At 60.0% G+C, this 22,658-nt stretch carries 18 protein-coding genes and 1 pseudogene; 8 read left to right on the top strand and 11 right to left on the bottom strand.

Going from position 1 to position 22,658, the window contains the following annotated elements:
• Positions 1–170: 170 nt before the first annotated feature.
• The 3 genes from ACM6IN_RS07910 to ACM6IN_RS07900 all read right to left on the bottom strand — a co-directional run bounded on the left by ACM6IN_RS07910 (position 171) and on the right by ACM6IN_RS07900 (position 7,721).
• Positions 171–4,640 (bottom strand): hemagglutinin repeat-containing protein, encoded by a 4,470-nt coding sequence (locus tag ACM6IN_RS07910; protein WP_414915726.1) that lies wholly within the window; start codon positions 4,638–4,640, stop codon positions 171–173.
• A 111-nt stretch (positions 4,641–4,751) separates the two neighbouring features.
• Positions 4,752–6,479 carry a ShlB/FhaC/HecB family hemolysin secretion/activation protein gene (locus ACM6IN_RS07905; RefSeq protein ID WP_414915725.1) on the bottom strand — a complete coding sequence of 576 codons (1,728 nt, stop codon included), beginning with the start codon at positions 6,477–6,479 and terminating at the stop codon, positions 4,752–4,754.
• A 108-nt stretch (positions 6,480–6,587) separates the two neighbouring features.
• Positions 6,588–7,721, bottom strand: coding sequence for an MFS transporter (locus tag ACM6IN_RS07900; protein ID WP_095114252.1), 1,134 nt, complete (start codon positions 7,719–7,721; stop codon positions 6,588–6,590).
• A gap of 99 nt (positions 7,722–7,820) precedes the next feature.
• On the opposite strand from ACM6IN_RS07900, the gene ACM6IN_RS07895 reads away from it, so the two are divergent.
• From ACM6IN_RS07895 to ACM6IN_RS07885, 3 genes are all read left to right on the top strand, one after another.
• Positions 7,821–8,585: an AraC family transcriptional regulator gene (locus ACM6IN_RS07895; protein WP_414915724.1), complete on the top strand. Its 765-nt coding sequence runs from the start codon at positions 7,821–7,823 to the stop codon at positions 8,583–8,585.
• Positions 8,586–8,681: 96 nt separating this feature from the next.
• Positions 8,682–9,791 (top strand): HlyD family secretion protein, encoded by a 1,110-nt coding sequence (locus ACM6IN_RS07890; protein WP_007915569.1) that lies wholly within the window; start codon positions 8,682–8,684, stop codon positions 9,789–9,791.
• Positions 9,788–11,380: a DHA2 family efflux MFS transporter permease subunit gene (locus ACM6IN_RS07885; protein WP_414893300.1), complete on the top strand. Its 1,593-nt coding sequence runs from the start codon at positions 9,788–9,790 to the stop codon at positions 11,378–11,380. Before ACM6IN_RS07890 ends, ACM6IN_RS07885 begins: the two co-directional genes overlap by 4 nt.
• 47 nt (positions 11,381–11,427) lie before the next feature.
• On the opposite strand, the gene ACM6IN_RS07880 is transcribed toward ACM6IN_RS07885, so the two are convergent.
• Positions 11,428–11,868 carry a carboxymuconolactone decarboxylase family protein gene (locus ACM6IN_RS07880; RefSeq protein WP_007915567.1) on the bottom strand — a complete coding sequence of 147 codons (441 nt, stop codon included), beginning with the start codon at positions 11,866–11,868 and terminating at the stop codon, positions 11,428–11,430.
• A 186-nt stretch (positions 11,869–12,054) separates the two neighbouring features.
• On the opposite strand from ACM6IN_RS07880, the gene ACM6IN_RS07875 reads away from it, so the two are divergent.
• Positions 12,055–12,354 (top strand): hypothetical protein, encoded by a 300-nt coding sequence (locus ACM6IN_RS07875; protein ID WP_007915566.1) that lies wholly within the window; start codon positions 12,055–12,057, stop codon positions 12,352–12,354.
• A 224-nt stretch (positions 12,355–12,578) separates the two neighbouring features.
• Here ACM6IN_RS07875 and ACM6IN_RS07870 read toward each other — a convergent pair whose 3' ends face one another.
• From ACM6IN_RS07870 to ACM6IN_RS07860, 3 genes are all read right to left on the bottom strand, one after another.
• Positions 12,579–14,150 carry a diguanylate cyclase gene (locus ACM6IN_RS07870; RefSeq protein WP_414915723.1) on the bottom strand — a complete coding sequence of 524 codons (1,572 nt, stop codon included), beginning with the start codon at positions 14,148–14,150 and terminating at the stop codon, positions 12,579–12,581.
• A gap of 177 nt (positions 14,151–14,327) precedes the next feature.
• On the bottom strand, positions 14,328–15,101 hold the full coding sequence (locus tag ACM6IN_RS07865) for an aldolase (RefSeq protein ID WP_414915722.1): 774 nt from the start codon (positions 15,099–15,101) through the stop codon (positions 14,328–14,330).
• 12 nt (positions 15,102–15,113) lie between these two features.
• On the bottom strand, positions 15,114–15,818 hold the full coding sequence (locus ACM6IN_RS07860) for a haloacid dehalogenase type II (RefSeq protein ID WP_414915721.1): 705 nt from the start codon (positions 15,816–15,818) through the stop codon (positions 15,114–15,116).
• 109 nt (positions 15,819–15,927) lie between these two features.
• Here ACM6IN_RS07860 and ACM6IN_RS07855 point away from each other — a divergent pair, with 109 nt between their 5' ends.
• Positions 15,928–16,785: a LysR substrate-binding domain-containing protein gene (locus tag ACM6IN_RS07855; protein WP_034156382.1), complete on the top strand. Its 858-nt coding sequence runs from the start codon at positions 15,928–15,930 to the stop codon at positions 16,783–16,785.
• Positions 16,786–16,802: 17 nt separating this feature from the next.
• Here ACM6IN_RS07855 and ACM6IN_RS07850 read toward each other — a convergent pair whose 3' ends face one another.
• The 4 genes and pseudogenes from ACM6IN_RS07850 to ACM6IN_RS07835 form a co-directional block, all read right to left on the bottom strand.
• Positions 16,803–17,324 (bottom strand): hypothetical protein, encoded by a 522-nt coding sequence (locus tag ACM6IN_RS07850; protein WP_007915560.1) that lies wholly within the window; start codon positions 17,322–17,324, stop codon positions 16,803–16,805.
• Complete coding sequence (locus ACM6IN_RS07845; protein WP_414915720.1) at positions 17,324–17,791, bottom strand: hypothetical protein; 468 nt, start codon at positions 17,789–17,791, stop codon at positions 17,324–17,326. Before ACM6IN_RS07845 ends, ACM6IN_RS07850 begins: the two co-directional genes overlap by 1 nt.
• 115 nt (positions 17,792–17,906) lie before the next feature.
• Positions 17,907–18,059, bottom strand: a pseudogene (locus tag ACM6IN_RS07840) (PAAR domain-containing protein); the annotation flags it as partial.
• Between the two features lie 134 nt (positions 18,060–18,193).
• Positions 18,194–18,859 carry a ribonuclease T2 gene (locus ACM6IN_RS07835; protein WP_414915719.1) on the bottom strand — a complete coding sequence of 222 codons (666 nt, stop codon included), beginning with the start codon at positions 18,857–18,859 and terminating at the stop codon, positions 18,194–18,196.
• A 164-nt stretch (positions 18,860–19,023) separates the two neighbouring features.
• Between ACM6IN_RS07835 and ACM6IN_RS07830 the strand changes: the two genes are divergently transcribed.
• The 3 genes from ACM6IN_RS07830 to ACM6IN_RS07820 all read left to right on the top strand — a co-directional run bounded on the left by ACM6IN_RS07830 (position 19,024) and on the right by ACM6IN_RS07820 (position 22,652).
• Positions 19,024–19,494, top strand: coding sequence for a hypothetical protein (locus ACM6IN_RS07830; RefSeq protein WP_095114243.1), 471 nt, complete (start codon positions 19,024–19,026; stop codon positions 19,492–19,494).
• A 135-nt stretch (positions 19,495–19,629) separates the two neighbouring features.
• Positions 19,630–20,901, top strand: coding sequence for a hypothetical protein (locus tag ACM6IN_RS07825; RefSeq protein WP_414915718.1), 1,272 nt, complete (start codon positions 19,630–19,632; stop codon positions 20,899–20,901).
• A 53-nt stretch (positions 20,902–20,954) separates the two neighbouring features.
• On the top strand, positions 20,955–22,652 hold the full coding sequence (locus ACM6IN_RS07820) for a copper resistance system multicopper oxidase (protein ID WP_414915717.1): 1,698 nt from the start codon (positions 20,955–20,957) through the stop codon (positions 22,650–22,652).
• The last annotated feature ends 6 nt before the right edge of the window (positions 22,653–22,658 follow it).

The following is a 22,658-nucleotide window of genomic DNA, read 5'->3' as shown; positions in this document are numbered from 1 at the left end:
GCGCGAGATTTAACGCCTGGCGCAAAACAATATGGGAGCGAGCCTGCTCGCGAATGCGGTACATCAGTCACTGGTTGCATTGACTGACAGGACGCTTTCGCGAGCAGGCTCGCTCCCACAGGGTTGGGTGGTGGATGCGGGGTCAAGTGCATCCACCACTGGCCGTTGGATCAGCCTTTCTCGTCGATCCCGGCTTGCAGGGTCTGGCTGTCCAGATGACCGCTGAGGGTGACCGGGCCGACTTTCAAGGTGCCGTTTTCCAGGGAAACCTTCGGTGCGTTTTCCTGGGCTTTATGCGGCAGATCAAGGCCCGCTTTCACGCCGTAGTCACGGTTACTCAGATCGGTGCTGCTGACCTTCGAACCACCGAGATCGACCTTTCCTTGCGTCGCCGAAATCCGCGCGCCGGTCAGCTGTGTCGCGCCGCCGACTGCGAGGTTCACGCCTTGGCTGGCACTGATCGCGGACGCCTGCGCAACGCTGTCCTTGTGCGCGTACTCACCCTGCGCTTTCAGTGTCGGTTTGTAGTCGGTGCCGGCGAGCTTCTCCTTGTCGCTCGGTGGATTTTTCTTCGCAGTCAGGCCCAGATCAACATCGACCTTGGCGTGGTTGCTCGCGTCCTGACGGCTTTCGACGGTCAGATCACCCGCGACCTTGCCGCTGACATCTTTAGCGTCGATCCGCGCACCCGCCAGCTGTGCATCACCAGCGCTGTTCAACACCACGCTGTCAGCCTTGATCTGGCTGTTCTGCTGGGTGCTGCCCTGCAAGTAATCCACAGCGACTTTGGCCCCGGCGTTGAAACCGTGGTCGCTGCTGGCCTTTTCATCCTCGGCGGTCGGGGTTTTGCTGCTCAGGTTGCCACCGGCATTCAGCGCGACATTCCAGTTATTGCGGTGGTCGGTGGACTGCGCCGACTCCTGCACGTAACCACCCTTTTGCGCGTCGATGCTGACGTTCGGTGCGCTGACTTGCGTGCCTTGCAGATGAATCGAATCACCGCTCAACGCGATGCCGCTCTGGCTGTTGAGTTGGCCACCGGTAAGGGTTTTCGAATCCTCGTTGACCCGACCGATATTGAAGTTGCCACTCAGATTGCCGCCCTGATCGCGGCTCTTCTCGCTGCTGGTTTTGCTGCCGCCACCCTTCAAGCCGCCGCCGAGGTTGCTGCCGGTGGCGGTATGAGTGTCGGTGGCCGCTTGCAGGTCGAGCTTGCCGTCGGCGTGCAGATTGATGGCGCCAGCGCTGTCGATCTTCGTGCCTTGCTGCAGCTGATTGCCGCCGCTGCTCAACTGCACCGGACCGTTGCCGGTGATGCTCGCCACATGGGCCTGAGTGTCAGTGCTTTGCTTGCCGGTGTGATCAAGCTGGAAACCGGCGCCGAGATCAACGTTGGTGCCATCGGTGCCGGGCAAGGTGCCGACCGTCAGCGAGCCATTGCCGCGCAGGCTGCTGTCATTGCTGGTCTGCCGGTCATTGGCCTGATTCAGCGCCAGATCACCGCCCGTCTTGATGCTCACACCGCCCTGCCCGCCGTCGAAACGACTGCCTTCGAACTGCGCATCGCCGCCGACCTTGATGTTCACACCCTGGCTACCGGCGTAACCGCCGACCACGGCGCTGGAGTTGTCCTTGCTCGACGCACTGCTGCCACCCGCGCCGCTGCCGGCGACGTTCACGTCTTCACCGGTCTTGGTGTAGACGCGCACGTCGACCTTGGCATCCACCGCGTTGGCGCTGCTGTTGTGCGTATTGCTGGCGGCATCGGCAAGCAGTTGGTCAGCGCTGATGTTCACTTGGCCGGCGCTGGCGTGGTATTGCGTGCCTTGGTCGTGCAGCGTGCCGGTGGTTTTCACATCGACAGTGCCGCCGTCAAAACGGCTGACCACGGCGTTGTTGTTTTGCTCGGTTTTGCTGGCGCTGCCATGACCGACCGCAACGTCGATACCGACATTCGGCTGACCGAGATTGGCCAGAGCGTCCTTGTCCGGCACCTTGCCGCCGAGCACGTCTTTGACTGCGCCCGCGATCGGCCGGGCGATGTCTTTGTACTCGACGTTGGCGCCGATGTCCGCCGACCAGTGGCTCTCGCTATGCGTGCTGCTGTCAGTGTTGCTGGCCGCACGGTTGTCGATCTCGTTGGCGGCGACGTTCAGACCGTCGCCAGCCTTGAGTTGCGCACCTTCAGTGGCGAGTTTGTCGGCATTGATCGTCAGGCTGCCGCTGCTCTGTACGCTGCTGGTTTGCGCGGTGGTTTTACTGGTCGAATCCTGCGCCGTGCTGTGGGCGAAATCGACGCCACTGCCGGCACGGTCGAGGCCGCCGGTGTAGTAGAAACCGCCGCCGGTGCTGGAGGTGTCGGTGGTGGTTTGGTGACTGTCGGCTGCGGCCAGCAACGACACGTTTTGGCCGCTCAACGTGGTGTCGCCAACGGTGGATTTCACCTCCGCGCCTTTGAGCGTGACGTCACCGCCCGCCTTCACCTGCACACTGCCGCCGCTGAGGCTGGAACCTTGTTGAGTGACGTCGTTGCTAGTGACGGTTTGCTGTTTGTCTTCGTAGTGGATCCCGGCGCGGTATTGTTCCGGCGTTTGCTCTTTGGCGTACGCATCGAAGCCACGGGTGTGCGTGGTGTCAGTACTGTCGTGAGTGTTCTGCGCCGAATGCACATTGACGTCGCCTGCCGCGTCGGCCGTCAGCGCACCGCCAGCCTTGACCGTCGAGCCCGCCACTTCGATATCCTTGGCGCTCTTGAGCTTGAGGTTGCTGTCGGACACCAGTTCGCTGCGCACGGTGCTGCTGTCTTTGCTGTTCTGCCGCGACTCGTTCTTGCTGATGCCGAAGAACTTGCTGTCCTTGTCGTGGTTATTGCTGTGCGAGGTGTCCTGCACGCCATCGATCACCAGCGAACCCTTGTCGCTGATCACGCTGGCGTCGGTGCCGCCACGCACTTGGCTGCCGCTGATGCGCACGTCGTCAGCCTTGACGATCAGTTTGCCGCTGGCGTTGACATTGCTGCCCTGATGCTGGGTCTTGCCCTTGTCGGCATCGCCGGTCTTGCCGAAGAAACCACCGCCGACCAGGTCACCGGAGTAACGGTTGTCGCTGCTGCGATTGGTAAGAGTGGCCGTGGTGATTTCCACCTGTTTGCCGGCCAGTTGCACGTCGCCGGAGCTGTTTAACTCGGCGCCTTCGGAGCGCAACAACGCGGCGGTTTGTAGGGCGATATTGCCGGCCTTCAACTGGCTGGTGACGCTGCGCTGCTCCTCGCTGCTGCTGTTCCAGTCGGCTTTCCACAGGTGTTTGCGGTGATTACCTTGATCGGTCTGCGTATGGCTTTCAGTGGCGGCGGTCAGGCGCAAGTCGCCGCCGCTTTGCACATCGAGAGTCTTCGCCGCTTCGACTTTGGCGGCTTTCAGTTCGGTGTCTTTACCGGACGACAGTTTGGCGCCGCGGCTGGCGATAATCTGGCTGCCGTGCTGGCGCGATTCACTGTCGGTCTGGGTGCGGTCGTAGGTTTCCCAGGTGATGCCGATGGTGCTGTTGTTCCAGTTTTCGCGCTTTTCCTGAAGCTTGCGGCTTTCGACCGTCGACAGGGTCAGGTTGCGTTTGGCGTCGAGCGTGACGTCGCGAGCGCTGACATCGGTAGCCGCCAACGTCAGATCCTTGCCGCTGTGCAAAGCCACATCGCCCTGACTACTGCGGAGACCGGCGCGGGTCACGTCGAGGCTGTTGGCAACCGCTTCACCGCTGACACTCAAGTCACCAGCGGAACGAATCTGCACGCCATCACGCCCGGCCACTTGCACCGCGCCAACCCGTACGCCGGCACCTTCGGCGGTGCTGACAATGTTGATGCGCCCGGCCTGCATCGCGCCGAACAGACTGGCGTCGATGCGTTGATCGCCGGTGTTGCCGGCAGGGTCGACGGTTTTCACCTGGCCGCTGGCGTAATCAACCTGATTGCGCCCGACCGTAAGGTTCAACTGGTCGCGCGCAGTGATCGCGCCCTGGCTGTCGATTCGCGGCGCGATCAGGTTGATCGAGCCCTCGCCGTTGCGTAGTCCACCGCTGTGAATCTGCAACTGACCACTGGCGTCGCGGGTATTCAGACTTTGCAGTTTGCCGTCATTCAATTCCGGACGACCGACCACCAGATTGGCGTTCGGCGTATTGATGAAGCTGCCGCCATTGACCGAGATGCCGTTGGGGTTGGCCAACACGTAATCGGCAGGCCGACCGAAGATTTCCTGCGCGCCGTTGATGGCGGACGGATTGCGGCTGATCACTTCGTTGAGAATCACGCTCGCCGCCTGGCCTTGCAGTTGCGGGTTGGCCGCCAGTTGCCCGGCCAGTTGCGATTGCCCGGCCTGCAAGGCGTTGTTCAGTACCAGGCCCTGACGGTCGACGTTGTAATCGAGGAACTGGTTGTGCGACAGGCCCGAACCGTTGGGCGCGACGATGTTGACGATGGGCACACCGCCCTGGGTCTGCAATTGCGCGGTGCCGCCGGGTCCTGGTGCGACCACGACGCCGCCGGCGAGCGCGCTCGGCAGGTGCACGGCGAAGAACAGGCTGGCAATCGCCCAGCGCAATTTGCCCCGCGGCGAAAGATGAAATGCAAAGGTGTGTGCTGGCATAAAAACGTCTCCATGTGAGTACGGCATCACGTTGCGCGTTTAGTCTTGGCCGTGGCTGACGCGCTCAGATCCGACGGCTGTTTGTTCACTGCGTTGTTCGTTGCGGTAGCGTCATATCTGCACCCCGACGCGCATCAGCCAGGTTTGCGGTTCGTGTTGCAGACCGCTCGGGGTGTTGAGCGCGCGTTGATAATCGACGTCCACTTGCAGGTTCTTCCAGCCCAGATTCAGACCGACACTGGCGCCACTCAGGCGTTGGCCCTGCGCGCCGTGATCGGCCTTGATCCAGCCGTGGTCGAGGCCCACCCGCGGGGTAATCTGCACCGGCCATTGACTGCGCAGCGGCAAGCGCAAGGTGTTGCGCCAGATCGCGCCGCTGGCGCCGGAGGCACTGCTGACCCGATAGCCGCGCACCGCCGAATCATCGGTGCCGAGTAACTGTTCGATCGCTGGCAACGGGTCCGGGCTGTATTGCACGTTGAACTGGCTCTGCCACTGCCAGGCCTGCGCGCCAAGCTGACCATTGCGCCACTGACTGAGGCCGGCGCGGTACTTGCGGAACTGCGCCTTGGGCAGGTTGTTGATCTGCTGCTGTGAGTCGTCGTCGGCGCCAAACCAGCGCAGGCCCTGAGCGTAATTGACGTCGAGGTTCCACACCGCGCGGTCGAGCCAGAACAGATTGAGGCCAGCCTCAGCCACCGTCAGCGTCGGGCTTTGAATACCGAGGCGAACGTCTTGCAGGTAGCTGTCGACATCCTTGTGCGCCAGTTGCAGGTTGGCGCTGAGCTGACGGCTCTGGTCGCGCCACAGCACACGGTCGGCGCGCAGGCTGACTTGGTCGGTGATGCCGGTGTTGTGAAAGGTCACGCTCGGCAGTTTGAATGGCGCGCGATATTCGGCATGGCTGGCGAACACGCTGTAGGTCCAGTAACCGTAGGGAATCGCGTAATACAGGCTGGCGTTGCGGCTGTAGCGATCGCCCTGATTGAGGGTGTCGCTGGCGCTGAGGCTCAACAGGTCGTTGAGTTGCAACGGGCTGTCGAGACTGAGGCTGACGGTGTCGCGATCACGTCCGGTGCTGGCGCTGCCGAGGTTGTCGATGCCCGCGTTCAAGGCCCAGCGCGAATGCGCGGAGGTGCGAGAACGCAGGATGATCCGCGAGGCACCGGGCTGGCTGCCGGGAGCGATATCGGCGGTGAGATCGATCGAGCGCAGGCGATTCAGTTGATCAAGGCCCTGCTCCAGATCGCGCAGGTTCAGCGGCTCGCCGAGCATCCCCGGAAACGCGCCGCCGAGGGACACCGGCAGACTCTGATCGGCCAGTTCGATGGACTCGATGTAGCCTTCGTCAACGCGGATATCCAGTGACTGCCCCGCTGCCGGTGCGCTGAGCAGATACGGACGGCTGGCGATGTAGCCCTTGTCGACGTAGCTCGCGGTGATGGTCGCCAACAGATGATTGATCTGGCCGACGCCCATGCACGGCGCCAGCAGCGGTTTGATCCGCGCGTTGAGTTTGTCGCTGTCGATCAACGTGACGCCGCCGATGCGCGCACCGCTCAATGGCCAGCAACGTTCATCGGCGGTGACGGTTGGCGGAATGGCCGGGGTGACCGGCGCCGGACCGAACGCGCCGCGCTCCAACTGCCGCTTTCTTTGCTCAAGTTGCAGTTGTTGCAGATCGCGCTGTTGCTGTTGTTGCTGGCGCAGCACTTCCTGGCCCGGCGCGACAGGTTCGGCGGCTTCAATCGAGGAGGCACACACACTCAACACAAAGGCCGACAACAGCGGGCAAAGCGGGGAACGACGGCGAAAAACAGCGCGAAACGGAAACGGCACGCAACATCCTTGCGATCATCAAATGGCGTAATGCCATGTCATCAATGATCGTGATAGTCGGAGCCCTCCTACACAAATGCAAGACGCTTCCTACAGCGCTTACATTTCTTAAACAATTGCTTTGCCTGGCTTTATTGTCAGCAGCAAGGCCACGGCACTGCACGCTATCAGGGTTTCCCCGAGGGCTTGAAACCAGCCGGCGAGCATCAGTCCCGCGCCGATCAGCAGGTAATACATCAAACCCAACAACGCCCCGGCGGTGCCCAATCGATCCGCGTAATTGGCCAGGGCCGAACCGAGAATGTTCGGGATTGCCAGGCCAAACGCCAACACCACCAGCAGCATCGGCAGCACGAACGCGACACTGCCTTGCAGCGACCATACGCCCACGCCACCGAGCAAGGCGATGCCAGCCGCGAGGCGAATCAACTGCAATGCCTTGAACCCGGCCGTCAATAAACGCCGGTTGAACCATGCTCCAAAACCTGAGCCCAGCGCGAGGATCACGCCGCTGTAGCCGAACCCGCTGGCGTCCACATCCAGCCGCTGAAACATGAACGGTGCGAGGCTGTAATAGCTGAACAGCGCCACGTTGAACGATGCAATCCACAGCGCCGAGCGCCAGATCCCCCAGTCTCGCAGCATGCGACCAAGGGTTTCGAACAGACCGACATGGCTGCAGGGCGCTGGCCGGGTTTCCGCCAGGATGTACCAACTCCATAGCCACAACAGCGTTGCCAGCAACAGCAATGCAGTGAGGACACCGCGATAACCGAAGACCTCAACCAGGCTGGCGCCGCTGAACAGGCCAATCGCTGGACTGGCCGCCAGCGCGATGCCTACCAGGGAAAACACCTGCGCCAGTTCGGCGCCTTTGAAGCGGTCGCGCAACACGGTTTGCGTGACCACCGAGCCCACCGCCGCACCGAAAGCCGCCAACATCTGCGCCAGTAACAAGCCGTTGAAACTGCTGACCCGCAGACCGAAAAGTGTGGCAGCGGCGTAGATAGCCAAGCCCGCGAGCATCGCCGGGCGCCGACCGATGCGATCACACAAACGCCCCCACACGACCACCCCGACGGCAAACGCGAGGAAATACACCGACAAGGTCTGCGCGGCGGCTTGCGGGCCAACGTTAAACGCACGCCCGATATCGCCGAGCGCCGGGCTGTACAGGGTTTGCGCGATCTGCGGAAACATCAGCAGCGCAATTGCCAGCCACAAGAAATATCTGTTGTTCATCCTTTCATCACTCCTCACTTGAACCGCCGAGGAGTTTAAGAACCGGCCACTGGCGTATTATCCAAATCCTGCCAACTTATCGCTGAAATCGGACAACTCATGGCCTGGCTCGAAGCCCACGCAACATTCGACGCAGATCGCTTTCAGGCGCCGGTGATTGGTATCGCCTCGACCTTGGGCGACCACGACTCCGGCCTGCACCGTCATCAACGCGGGCAACTGCTGTACACGCGACAAGGCTGCACGCGGATTACTCTGGCGCAGCAACTGTGCCTGTTGCCGCCGTCGCGGGCGGCGTGGATTCCGCCGGGTGTCAGCCATCGGGCGGTGATGCAGCGAAGTGTCGATTACCGCTCCATCTACTTGATCCCCGAACTGTGCGCTGCACTGCCGCAGCAGGTCTGCGTGATTGAAGTCAGCCCTTTGCTGCGTGCGGTGCTGGAGCCCATGGCGCTGGCCGATTTCGCCACCGATTGGCAGCTAGGAAAATTCGCCCACTTGCTCGGTCTGTGCCTGAGCGAAATCGCTGAAGCGGCGCAGCAACCGATGTTGTTGCCGTTACCTCAAGACAAACGCCTCGCGCCGCTGCTGCAAACGCCCGAACGTCTGCCTCCGGAGCTGCAAGTGCTGGAACAGCAGATCGGCGCCAGCAGTCGCACCATCGGGCGAATCTTCCAGCGCGAAACCGGCATGAGTTATCAGCAATGGCGCCAACAGTGGCGCTTGATGCGCGCGATGGAGTTGCTCGCCACCGGGCGCAGCCTGAGTTACTGCGCGTTCGAATCGGGTTTTGCCAGCGACAGCGCCTTCATCGCCTTCTTCAAAGCCATGACCGGCAGCACGCCGGGCCACTGGCTCAAGTGAGCAACTGACGATTGGCAGCAGAAATAATTTGCGACTAAATATTACCTGCGTCATATTACGGACGTAATAACGATCCGTTTGCGCAGGTATCCCGCCATGACCAGCATGCCCACCCTCGAACCTGTTGTGGTAAAGACCAGGCCGCCCCTGCTTAAACGCCTGCTGCTTCCCGGCGCAGGATTGCTCGCATTGATCTTTGCCGGTCTGTACGCCGTGCACTGGTGGGGCGCCGGGCGTTTTCTCGAAGAAACCGACGATGCCTATATTGGTGGCGATGTCACGGTGATCGGGCCGAAAGTCGCCGGTTACATCGACGAAGTGCTGGTCAGCGACAACCAGCACGTCAAGGCCGGCGATGTGTTGATCCGCCTCGACGCCCGCGACTATCGCGCCAATCTGGCCAAGGCCGAAGGCGCCGTCGCCGCCGAAGAAGCGCTGCTGGCCAACCTCGACGCCACCGAACAACTGCAACAAGCGGTGATCGGCCAGGCCCGCGCCGGCATCGACGCCGCCGGCGCAGAAACCGCGCGTTCGCGGGACGACAACGCACGCTACAAACGCCTGGTGACCACTAACGCCGTGTCCGTAGAAAGCGCACAACGCGCCGACGCTACCTTCAAAACCGCACAAGCCCTGAGCGCCCGTGCACAGGCCGAACTGCTGGCCGCGCAACGCCAACTGGCGGTGATCGACACCCAGAAACAACAGGCCCGCGCCGCCCTTCAGCAAGCCCGCGCCGAACGTGATCTGGCACAACTGAACCTCGGCTACACCGAACTGCGCGCGCCGGTCGATGGCGTGATCGGCAATCGCCGCGCCCGGGTTGGCGCCTATGCTCAGGCCGGCTCGCAACAGTTGTCGGTGGTGCCGGCCAGCGGCCTTTGGGTCGATGCCAATTTCAAGGAAGACCAATTGGCGCGGATGAAACCCGGGCAACGCGTGAGCATCCGCGCCGACGTCCTTTCCGGACAGGAATTCCACGGCCGCCTCGACAGCCTCGCCCCCGCCACAGGTTCGCAATTCAGTGTGCTGCCACCGGAAAACGCCACCGGCAACTTCACCAAAATCGTCCAGCGCGTACCGGTACGCATCCTCCTCGACCCCGCTGATGGCGTGCTCGGGCACTTGCGCCCGGGCCTGTCGGTGACGGCGGAAGTCGACACCCGCGCACAACCGGAAACCAGCGCCGTGGCCGTCGCGCCATGAGCACCGCCCTCGCCGCTCCTGCACAGCCATTCAACGCAGCGGACATGGCGACCGCCACCAAAGTGTTCGCCTTCGCGACCATGTGCATTGGCATGTTCATCGCGCTGCTGGATATCCAGATCGTCTCGGCGTCACTGCGCGATATCGGCGGCGGACTGTCCGCCGGCACCGACGAAACCGCGTGGGTGCAGACCAGTTATCTGATCGCCGAAATCATTGTGATTCCGCTGTCCGGCTGGCTGTCGCGAGTGTTCTCCACGCGCTGGTTGTTCTGCGCGTCGGCGGTCGGTTTCACCCTCGCCAGCCTGCTCTGCGGCGTGGCCTGGAACATCCAGAGCATGATTGCCTTTCGGGCGCTGCAAGGTTTTCTCGGCGGCTCGATGATCCCGCTGGTGTTCACCACCGCGTTCTTTTTCTTCACCGGCAAACAACGCGTGATTGCCGCCGCGACCATCGGCGCGGTCGCATCATTGGCGCCAACCATGGGGCCGGTGATCGGTGGCTGGATCACTGATATTTCCTCGTGGCACTGGTTGTTCTATATCAACCTGGTGCCGGGTATTTTCGTCGCTGTGGCGGTGCCGATGCTGGTGAAAATCGACCAGCCGGAACTGTCCTTGCTCAAAGGTGCGGACTATCTGAGCATGGTGTTTCTCGCGCTGTTTCTCGGCTGCCTGGAATACACCCTCGAAGAAGGCCCACGCTGGAACTGGTTCAGCGATCAGACCATTCTGACCACCGCGTGGATCAGTGGCCTCGCCGGGTTGGCCTTCATTGGCCGCACCTTGCACGTGGCCAATCCGATCGTCGATCTGCGCGCCTTGAAGGATCGCAATTTCGCCCTCGGCTGCTTCTTTTCGTTTGTCACCGGCATCGGCCTGTTCGCGACGATTTACCTGACGCCGCTGTTCCTCGGCCGGGTGCGCGGCTACAGCGCGCTGGACATTGGTCTGGCGGTTTTCTCCACCGGCGTGTTCCAGATCATGGCGATTCCGCTGTATGCCTTTCTGGCCAATCGCGTCGATCTGCGCTGGATCATGATGATCGGTCTGGGTCTGTTCGCGATATCGATGTGGGAGTTCAGCCCGATCACTCACGACTGGGGCGCGGGGCAATTGATGCTGCCGCAAGCGTTGCGCGGGATTGCCCAGCAATTGGCGGTGCCGCCAGCGGTGACGCTGACCTTGGGCGGGTTAGCGCCCGCACGTTTGAAACACGCATCTGGTCTGTTTAACCTGATGCGCAATCTGGGTGGCGCGATTGGTATTGCGGCGTGCGCGACCATTCTCAATGACCGCACCAACCTGCACTTCACGCGATTGGCCGAACACTTGAACAGCAGCAATGAAGCGATGAATCAGTGGCTGTCGCAGGTCAGTGGCAACCTGGCGAACCTGGGCCAGAGCGGCGACGTCGGTGTCACCGCCAGCCTGCGCCAGTTGTGGCTGCTGACCTACCGCGAGGCGCAAACGCAAACCTACGGTGACACCTTTTTGATGATCGGGGCGTGCTTCGTCATCGCCACGGCGATGGTGCCCTTGATGCGCAAGGTGCAACCACCGGCGGCGCCGAGTGCGGATGGGCATTGATCCAGTTTTCTGAAGTTTCCCCGGCCCGTGTAGGGATTGTGGGCAGCTTAAGCCTGTGGGATTTTGCGGAAGCCTACGGCCAGACGATTCCAGCTGTTGATGGTGTTGATCGCCACGCTCAGGTCGACCATTTCTTTCGGTGTGAACTGCGCCGCAACCACCTCGTAATCTTCGTCCGGGGCGTGGGTCAGGCTCAGTTGGGTCAGCGATTCAGTCCACAACAGCGCGGCGCGTTCGCGGTCGCTGAAGAACGGCGCTTCACGCCATGCCGTCACCGCGAACAAGCGGCGCGGGGTTTCGCCACCCTTGATCGCATCGGTGGTGTGCATGTCGATGCAGAATGCGCAGCCGTTGATTTGCGAGGCGCGCAACTTGACCAATTCGATCAGGGTCTTTTCCAGCGGCAGTTTGGACACGGCAGTTTCCAGAGCCATCATCGCTTTCAAGGCGTCTGGGGAGGCGGTGTAGAAATCGGTACGAGGTTGCATGGTAGCTCCGGGTAGCAAGTGAATGTGTGGCTACGTTAGCCCTCACACCCGGTTCGACAAATAGCCAATATTCCAGAAGATCAGGAGGCCACTCGGTTTTCCCGCTGACCGCTCGTCAGCCATTCGGCACCAAGGGTTCTGCGCGTCAGACCAATATCAGGTACATGCCATTTCTGGAGACGGATCATGATCACGCGCAAACTCACTTCGTTATTGCTCGCCGGGTTGCTCGCCAGCGCCTCGGCCGCCAGCTTCGCCGCCAACGATGGCGCTGACGCCACCGGCACCAAGTCCGGCGGCCCGACCAGCACAACTACGCCGCCAGACAACACGCCAGGGGCGCCTTCCGGTGGCAGCGGCTCTTCGGGTATGGGTTCCGGGACTGGCACCAATGGCGGGGCCAGTGGTTCGGGTTCCGGGGCTGGCGGCGGTACCGGATCGGCCGGCGGCGGCACTGGCGGTGCGGGCGGTGGCACTGGCGGCTGAACGAACAAGAGCCACCCGTGGTGAAAACCCTCGGTTGTATGGGTATTCACATAACCTTGGCTTGATGAAAATCACTGTGGGAGCTGGCTTGCCAGCGATAGCGTCAACACAGTCAACATCTTCCTTGACTGACCGACCGTTATCGCTGGCAAGCCAGCTCCCACAAGTTCCTGCGACAATCACACAATCCCCTCTCACCCATAGGGTTTGTGCCAGGCTCTGGGTCAGCGATCGGAGCGCATCAATTCGGCGAGGCCGCTGTCCAGTGACAACACCGCCGCACGATTGCGCCCGGCATTTTTCGCCTGATACAACGCCGCATCGGCACGCTGGATAAACACTTCCAGGCTGTCATTGCCGCTCGGAATAAACGAATAACAGCCCAGACTCACCGTCAAATACCCGGTTGGCGAGCCGCTGTGGATGATGTGTTTGTCGATCACGCTGCGCCGGATCTGCCCGGCAATCGCCAGTGCGCCGTTGATGTCGGTGTCCGGCAACAGCACCGCAAACTCCTCGCCACCGTAGCGCACCGCCAGATCCGACTTGCGCTGGCAGCACGTCTGCAGCACTTGGGCGACCTGAGTCAGACAATGATCCCCGGCGACATGACCATAGGCGTCGTTGTAGCGCTTGAAGAAATCGATATCGAGCATGATCAGGCTGACCGGGCTGACCTGCCGCGCACCACGGGCGAATTCGACTTCCAGAGAGCGCTCGAACAAACGTCGATTGGCCAACCCGGTCAGGCTGTCGTGAGTGGCGATCTGCTCCAGCGTACGCTGGGCTTTGCGCAGGTTTTTTTCGATCCGTTCACCATCGCGCACCTGATGAATGAACACCCAGCCAAACAGGCCGACGCCAAGAATCACCAAGGCGACAATCACACTCGACTGGAAGGCGCGTGCGTACCAACCCTCGAGAATCGTGTCGCGCGAGGTCGCCGCCGACACCACCAGCGGATACGCCGACAAGCGTCGATAACCATACAAACGCACCACGCCATCGACCACCGAGTTGATCATCGCCGTGCCGGCCGCCGCCTCAGGCAGTAACGTGCGATAAATCCGCCCTTGCGCCAGCGACGTGCCGATCAGGTTTTCATCGAACGGCCGACGGGCGAGCAAGGTGCCGTCACTCAAGCCGAGAAACATGATGCCTTGATCATCGAGGCTGAAGCTTTCGAAAAAGCGGTCGAAATACGACATCTTGATCCCGGCCAGCAACACCCCCTGAAAATTGCCCGCGTGATCATTGACGCGTTTGGAAATCGGGATGATCCACTCGCCGTTCTCACGGCTGCGAATCGCCGGGCCGATGTGCGCCAGCGTCGAGGCGTTCTGCTGGTGGAACTTGAAGTACTCGCGATCGGCCACGCCATTGCCACGGGGCAGATCAGCGAATGAAGTAATCACCCACTGGCCCTGCGTGTCGAAGAGAAAAATGCCGTGCAGCTGATCGAGTTGCTGCACGCGCCGGGCGAAGGTTTTCTGCAGGCGTGGTCTTTGCGCCGCGCCGTAACCGTCATCCTGAATCCAGTCAACCAGGCTGGTGATCACCAGATCGGCGGCCAGGAATGTGTCTTCGGCCTGCTGCGCCATCGCCCGGGTCAGGTTGCTCGAGGCCATTTTCGCCACGGCCAGATCCTGACGACGCGACTGCTCCAGTTGCAGGTACAGCAAACCGGACAGGCACAACCCCACCGCAACGATAAACAGCACCGCCGCTTTGCGCAGCGGCAGGCGTTTAAGGGTGCCTCCGGGGGCCTGATGCGGATCGTGAATAGGGATAGGCAAAAGCAAGTCCTGGGCAGGTACGACAAGGGCGCCAGCGGCAAAACCCTTATGTTTGTGAGCGTAGCCCACCGGAATCTACGGGGCAAACGCCCCGGTCCCGCTCAGGTATATCGGCGCACAACGAGTTTGGATGATCGCTGTTCGCCGATTTATTTTCGATCGCTCCTTTAGGGTTAGTCAGTTGTGAAGGGCCAGGCGCCGCATCGCACTGTGCAGGTGGGTCCGCGCGCTTTGCGGATCACCTTCGCGCATCTGCTCATAGGCCCGTTGCGCAATGGCGTGGGGCACAGGCTTCAGTTCCCGTTGCGTGGCCATCGCCAGCACTTGCACCTGGGCGGCGCGTTCCAGGTAATAGAGGTCGTCCCAGGCTTCGGCGATGGTCGGCGCGGCAACGATCACGCCGTGATTTTTCAGGAACAGAATGTCGGCGTCGCCCATGACCCCGGCGATACGGTCGCCTTCGGACGCGTCCAGCGCCAGGCCATTGTAGTCCTCGTCGACCGCCGTGCGCCCGTAGAACTTCAGCGCGGTCTGCCCCAGCCATAACAGTGGCGGCCCTTGTAGCAGGCACAACGCCGTGGCGTGAGGCATGTGGGTGTGAAAGGCGACTTTCACTCGCGGCAGTTGCTTGTGCAGACGCGCATGAATGTAAAACGCCGTGGCTTCCGGCAAGCCTTCGCCTTCAACCACATTGCCGTCGAAGTCGCAGACCAGCAGATTCTGCGCGGTCACTTCGGCAAACGCAAAACCGTAGGGATTGACCAGAAACAGATCGTCGTGCCCCGGCACCATCGCCGAAAAGTGATTGCAGATGCCCTCCTCCAGGCCATGCAACGCGGCCAGTTGAAAGCACGCCGCCAGCTCAGTGCGCGCGGTGATGATGGCTTCTGTGTCGAGGTTCAGCGCTGTCGGGCGTGCGGCCCGCGCACTGGCAGTCAGGGTGTGAGCCATGACGATTCTCCGTTACCAACCGAGGGATTTGAACAGCGGCAACACTTGATCGAGGCGGTTGAGGATCGCGTCGGGGTGATAGTCCGCCAGCATCTGGCGACCAGTGCCACGATCGATCCATACACAGCGAAAGCCCATGTCCCGCGCGGCCGTATGGTCGAGCATCGGGCTGGCGCAGATGTGCACCACCTCTGCGCGGCTGATGCCCAACTGCTCATGAGCGTAGTCGAACAGGCGCGGCGCTGGCTTGTAGGCGCCAGCCTGTTGCGCGGTGATCACCCGGTCGATGTGGCCGCCGAGCTGCGCGACGTTACCGGCAATGATGTCGTCGTCGGTGTTGGAGACGATGCACAGTTTGAAGCCCATCGCCTTGAGTTGCGCAAGGGTTTCGATCACCTCGGCAAACGGCGGCATTTTCGGGATGGCGGCGGCCAGACGCTGGCTGTCTTCAGGCAGGCTGGGCAGCCCCAATTCTTCCAGGGCCAATTGCAGGCCGAGGGTGCTGAGTTCGCGGAACGATCGGTGCGGCGGGGTTTGTTCGAGTCGATGTTCATGGCGATCATAAACTTCGATCAGGTGCCCGGCGTCGACCTGATGTTCGCCCTTCTCGCTGAGAATTTCGCCGACCACAGCTTTGAGGCCTTCGTCCCATTGGATCAAAGTGCCGTAGCAATCGAAGGTCAGCCATTGCGGGCGCGGGGTGTGGATGAGTGTCATTGGTCGAGTCCTCCGTGGTGAGGACTTCAGCTTATGAGCGCCCGGTGATAGTGTGAAATTAAATAAACAGCCAATCGTCAGTTGAAAACCCACTATCGAGAGCGCCGCCATGCTGGACCTGGAATTGCTGAAAACCTTTGTCTGCGTGGTTGACGAAGGCAGCTTCACCCGCGCCGCCGAGCGCGTGCACCGCACTCAGTCGACAGTCAGCCAGCAGGTGCGCAAACTCGAAGAGCTGGTCGGCCACGCCCTGTTGCTGCGCGACCGTACCGGGCTGAATGTCGCCGTCACCGAACACGGCGAATTACTGATCCATTACGCGCGCCGATTACTGGCGCTGTCCGCTGAAGCCACCGAAGCATTGGCCAGCGACCTCGATCTGGAAATCCTGCGGATCGGCATGCCGGAAGACTTCGACGCGCGGCGCATGGCGCTGATTCTCGCCGGCTTCACCCGCAGCCATCCACAAGCACGGCTGGAAACCCTCAGCGGCATGAGCCTCGATCTGCGCCAGCGTCTGGATGCCGGCGACATCGACATCGCCCTGATCAAACGTGAACCCGACAGCGGCCCGGCATGGGCAACCTGGCCGGAGCGGCTGGTGTGGGTCAAAGGTGCGGAATTTGACTCGTCCACTGGCGTGTTGCCGTTGGCGTTGTTTCCGCAAGGCTGCCTGTATCGGCAGCGCGCCATTCGTTTGCTCGATGTTGCCCAGCGCCCTTGGCGGGTCGCGTTCGGCAGCCACAGCCTGACCGGGATTCAAGCGGCAGTGGCCTCGGGGTTGGGGGTGTCGGTGCTGCCAGTGTCGGCGGTGTTGCCTGAGCATCAGGTGTGTACGGATTTGCCGGAACTGGCGCCGACGGAATTGGCGTTGGTCAGTCGTGATGGGGTTTTGAGCGGGTTGCAACGTGGTTTGGTGGAGTTTTTGCGTGGGGAGTTGGGGGTGGATGCAGGGGGATTCGCCTGAAATCCCCCCCGTTTTTATCATTGGGGTTTGTTGATTTCCCGCAGCAGGTCCGCGACGGGAATGTTCATGGTGTTTGAGTAGTAGGGTTTGTAGCCGTAGGCGGTGACGACGACTTTGCAGGGGATTTGTTGTTTGTTGGCGAGGAGTTGGTTCAGTTCTGCCGCTGACAGATCTCTCTCCGTACTTCGGTCGCTGGATGTTTCAGTGATGAATGTACTGGTCGAAAAGGAGAATTTGGAGTTGCCGTTTTCGCGTATATCAGAATCTACCAGCCCCACCGCAGAAAACTGAATAGCTTTACCAACAGAAAAATCGTGGTCATCCGCTAACGCGCACCTCAATGTCCCCGAAGCCATCCCTTGCCTTTCGCCTCGGCCAAACAGGTTCAAAACATCCACATCGGATTGATATTTGATGACATATAAAAGGGAACTCGACCTATCTACGGACACATAACTTAAATTTGCCGGAGGCTGTAAATGGTCCTTTGCACATCCCGAACAGACAGCCAGAACCACACAAAGGAAAAACCTGTACATCACGAAAACTCCTTCATGATTGAATCAAACAGCAAGTCACTTGCAGATTTACCATCAGCGATTGGGGCGTTTAGCAATCCCAGTGCGTTAGCGTGATTCGTGTCGACATTTACGTTAATTGACGGTCCGCAGGAGATAATCCATTTTTCCCCGAAGTCCGCGACCCCGTCTGATGGGTCTCTCTTGGAAGGTGTTGCCTTGATATTGATCCAATCAACCGAAACTGGCGCGGGACGTTCGCGATAAATGTCTGAGCCCAGCCACACCAAAGCCCCTTCACCCACAGGATCCAGAGTGATCAGCATCTGAACCTTGTAACCCCAATCCGACATTATTTTGGACAGGTGCGCACCATTCCAGCCGCCGAGGCTATGGCCGACGATATAGACGGGACAGCTTTTATACGGAATAAGGCTTAGCACGTGCCGTTGAATGTCCTGCTTTCCTCTGACTTCGTTGTAACCCAACCATTGCGACTTATATTTCCCTTCTGCCTTTAATGTCTCAGTGCGCCTATCAAATGCAAGTCGTGCATCCTGGATGTTTTCATAAGGACCCGAAAAATAATAACTCTCCTTATCTCGGGCTGCCGCAGGCGGATTTGTCAGTCATTCGCGCAGCCGCCAGACCGTCGAAATTGACATTCGGCGAGCCACTGGCTATGGAATTGGTGCCATGTCCCGGCAATGGACAGGCGGTTGGATCGGTGACGCGGGCGGCGGGTTTTCCGCTCATGAACAGCTCCTTGCAATGTAACGTGGTCATCCTTTCGGGGGCGCAAGCATGCGGGAGTTCGTCGGGTACTTCAAACCATCAGACCAAAAAAGGCGCCCGATCGGGCGCCTTTTTTATACGTGGAAACCGTCGTCTCAACGCGACGGCGGCACCCGAATATCCCCCGCCCGGCACTGGGTTTTCACACCCTTGCCACACGCGCCGAACTGCAGATCCTTGCCCATGCAGACGCGCACTTCCGAGAGTTCCGGGCCACTGCAAATGACCGCGATGCCGTCGGCTGGAATGCCCGGGTTGGCCTTGCGGAACAGGTCGGCGATTTCCTGCGCCTCGAAGTAATACGAGGAGCTGAACGGTTGCAGCTCCTGCGGAATTTTAACGGCGCCAACGGCTTTGTCCGCTTCATCCAGATAGCCCATCGCGCCGAGACCGCTGCAGGTGCCGTGTTTGGACCATTCGTGGTCGAGCAGTTTTTTCGTCGGAAACAGCGTCAGGCCTTTGCTGCTTTCCGCCGCGTTCAGCGTGGTCAGCGGCGGGCAGGATTCCGGCCAGCCGCCCTTGGCGTATTGCGGCCACAAACCGTGCAGCACGAAGCCGTAGCCCTTGCCCGTGCACTGCGAGTCATCCTTGTGCGTCAAACAAAAAGTCGGCGACCAGGACAACGCCAGCAGGTAGTAATCGAATACCCCCGCCACCGATTCCGTCTGGGCCTTGCTCGACTGCGATTGCCGCGCCGAACTCAAACCGATGCTACCGGCCGTCAGCGCAATCACTGCCAAAATTGTAAACAGCTTTTTCATGTACCCACTCCTTTGGGACGCCTGCGTCCATGGTTTTCGATCCTGACCGACTTGGCCAGCGCTGATTTCGACACGCTTGTGTTGCAAGCGCATGACGCAAGGCAACGCCGTACGCCGTTGAAAGGTCTACGATTAACAGGCAGCCACCAACCTAGGGAACCAAAATGAGTAAAGCAGACGAACTCGCCGCCAAACTCAAGCAAACCCGGCATACCCACGCGGATGCGGCACTGGAAATCGATTGCTGGCCTGCTCAGGTGTATGACTTGTACCACCGCATTGAGGCGTGGTTGCAGCCCGTCACCGAAGTAGGACTGAAGATTCGGCGAAATCCTACGCATGTTTGCGAAACTTCACCGGATGGTGAATCCCACGATTACGCCATCGACCAACTGGTGATCGAAGCCAACCATCAAAGCCTGACATTCGATCCCATTGCGCGGTTTACCGAGGATGGCGCCGGGCGGGTGCAGATCAGCCCGTCAGCCACAGACACTTATCTGCTGCGTACCGTGGATGAGCACGGTGAAAGCCATTGGTGGATGCAGTCGATTGAAACAGGCCAGCAGCTGGATGCCATTGCGCTGACCGAAAACAATCTGTTGCTGGCGGTGCAGGAAGGATTGGGACTTTAAATTCTCCACGCCACCACAAGAGCTCCTGCCCGGAGCAACACGGGCCCGCCATTTCAACGGCCAGACTTCCTAAAGAATTCTGGCCGTTTGTCGTTACAGGACCCACAAACCAAAATCGATGGAAAGCCTTTACGCATGGATGCTTCGACCGCACCAACGTTCACCCAGTTTTTTAAGCGCAACTTCAAACGTGTTCTTGATTACTGGAGCCAGATCACCGTCACTCTGGGCTTTCTCGGCGCAGGGTTGGCAATCCTTGGGCTTTACGTCTACACCCGGGCAATTGGTCGTACTGACCTTTTCCTGGCAGGCAGCGATGCCAAGTCAGCCCTTGCTATCTGGCTTTTACTGATCGTGCTGATCATGGTGGGCTACCTTGGCGTACTCTCCGCCAGCGCATGGTTCTACGGAATCACCGTTTCGATGTTCGAAAAAGTGCCAAAAAGGCACAAACAGATCGCTGCCTTTTTGCTGCTTCCTATGTGTTTTGGCTTTGGTACCTTCATTTCTCTGCTTTTCAATTTCCCGAACACATTCAGCGCCGGAATTTCGATGCTGTTTGTTTTTTCCATGACCCTGCTGGCCTACTTCGCACTTTTCCTGTTCAAACGCTTTCGAAAGATTTTCAACAAAAACACCCGACGAATGGGAGGCTGGAAGAAAAACGGTTTCCGACTCTTGATCGGTAGCATGATCGGCTTAGCCGTTCTGTGTGCGTCACTCCCCACATTGCTGATCCTCGAGACCTACGTCGGCGAAGATAATGCGCAGGCGGTAGTGGTTGTCGGGTTGTTTTCCCTCGGCACACTCATTTTCAGTCTCGTCCCGATTTTGATTTTTTATATCAGCAGAGGCCATGTCTTTGCGCGTATCGCTTATGGAATCGCAACAGCACTGGTTCTGTTCAGCGGGTTTCTTCTTTTATCGCCAGGTGCAATGCCAAGCATCACCTACGCAGCCGCTGGAAATCTGGCGATTCGTCAGCAGCCGGCGCGATTCATACTTGACGAAAACATCAGCCTGGACGATCTGGATAACAGACTTTGGCGAACCACACTCAATGAAAAACAAAAGATCGAAGTCACGGCGTTTCCATTGTTCACCTTTGGCGACATCTTGCTGTTGTGCAGCAGAGACCTGCAGCGTTTGAACCTGTATGAATTGCCTCGCTACACACACTTTTGCATCGCCACACGTAACAGCAAGGTCACTCAGAAACCGTTGCGTCCAGGGCTTGCGCCGCTACTCAGCTGGCAGCAGCGTGCTGAACACGTCGTTGGCTGGGATCACTTGCGCTCAGCCATTCTCAAGCCGATTCACCTATCGCCACAGGTCTTCCAACTCCAACGCCGCATTGAGCAATTGGCTGAACCTGTCAAAACTGTAATCCCCTACTCAGCTAACTGAAAGCCGGCGCTGGTTAGCCTCCTCGTCATGAGTCAAACGGGGATTTCCAGCGCATGCCTTCCAACCCATCACGACGCACCTTCGTCAAAGGCCTCGCCGCCGGCAGTCTGCTCGGTGGCCTCGGCCTGTGGCGCACGCCGGTATGGGCGCTGAATGCGCCCGGTCAATTGGATGAACTGAGCGGCAGCGACTTCGAGCTGTTCATCGGCGAAACCCCGGTCAACTTCACCGGCAACCCACGCACGGCGATGACCATCAACGGCAGCTTGCCCGGCCCCCTGCTGCGTTGGCGCGAGGGTGACACGGTGACGCTGCGGGTGCGCAACCGGCTCAGCGCCAGCACCTCGATTCACTGGCACGGCATTCTGCTGCCGGCGAACATGGACGGCGTACCGGGCCTGAGTTTTCACGGCATCGAACCGGGTGGCGTGTACGTCTATCAATTCAAGGTGCGGCAGAACGGCACCTACTGGTATCACAGTCATTCCGGGCTACAGGAACAGGCCGGCGTCTACGGGCCGCTGGTGATCGACGCCAAAGACCCTGAGCCATTCCACTACGACCGCGAGTTTGTGGTGATGCTCAGTGACTGGAGCGACGAAGACCCGGCCAGCCTGATGAAGACCCTGAAAAAACAGTCCGACTACTACAACTTCGACAAACGCACCGTCGGCGATTTCATCGATGACGTCAGCGAAAAAGGCTGGGGCGCCACCGTTGCCGATCGCAAGATGTGGGCGCAGATGAAGATGAACCCCACTGACATTGCCGACGTCAGTGGCGCCACCTACACCTTCCTGATGAATGGCCACGCGCCGGATAACAACTGGACCGGCCTGTTTCGCCCCGGGGAAAAACTGCGTCTGCGCCTGATCAATGGCTCGGCCATGACCTACTTCGACGTGCGCATTCCCGGGTTGAAAATGACTGTGGTCGCGGCGGATGGCTTGCACGTCAAACCGGTCAGCGTCGATGAATTGCGCATCGCCGTGGCCGAGACTTACGACGTCATCGTTGAGCCGGACGCCGAGGCGTACACCCTGTTTGCTCAGGCCATGGACCGAACCGGTTTTGCCCGTGGCACCCTCGCCACTCGCGCCGGGCTATCCGCGCCCGTACCAGTTCTGGATCCGCGCCCGCTGGTGACCATGGACGACATGGGTATGGGTGGCATGGATCACGGCTCGATGGACATGAGCGCCATGGATCACTCGGCGATGGGCCCGATGCAATCCCATCCCGACAGCGAAAAAAACAATCCGCTGGTCGACATGCAAGCCATGACCACCGCACCCAAACTCAACGACCCCGGCCTCGGCCTGCGCAACAACGGCCGTCGCGTGCTCACCTACGCCGACCTGCGCAGCACCTTCGCAGACCCGGATGGCCGCGATCCGAGCCGCACGGTCGAGTTGCACCTGACCGGCCATATGGAAAAATTCGCCTGGTCGTTCAACGGCATCAAATTCTCCGACGCCGAACCCTTGCGGCTGAAGTACGGCGAGCGCATCCGTCTGGTGCTGGTCAACGACACGATGATGACCCACCCGATTCACTTGCACGGCATGTGGAGCGATCTGGAAGACGAAAACGGCGACTTCCAGGTGCGCAAACACACCATCGACATGCCCCCCGGCACCCGCCGCTCCTACCGCGTGACCGCCGACGCACTCGGTCGCTGGGCCTATCACTGCCACCTGCTGTACCACATGGAAACGGGCATGTTCCGCGAAGTGCGGGTAGAAGAATGAAGGGGC

Origin of the sequence: Pseudomonas sp. IT-P395 (assembly GCF_949767675.1) — a bacterium.
Taxonomy (GTDB): domain Bacteria; phylum Pseudomonadota; class Gammaproteobacteria; order Pseudomonadales; family Pseudomonadaceae; genus Aquipseudomonas.
Note: the sequence above shows the minus strand (reverse complement) of the source record. Positions and strands in the feature narration are given on the sequence as shown.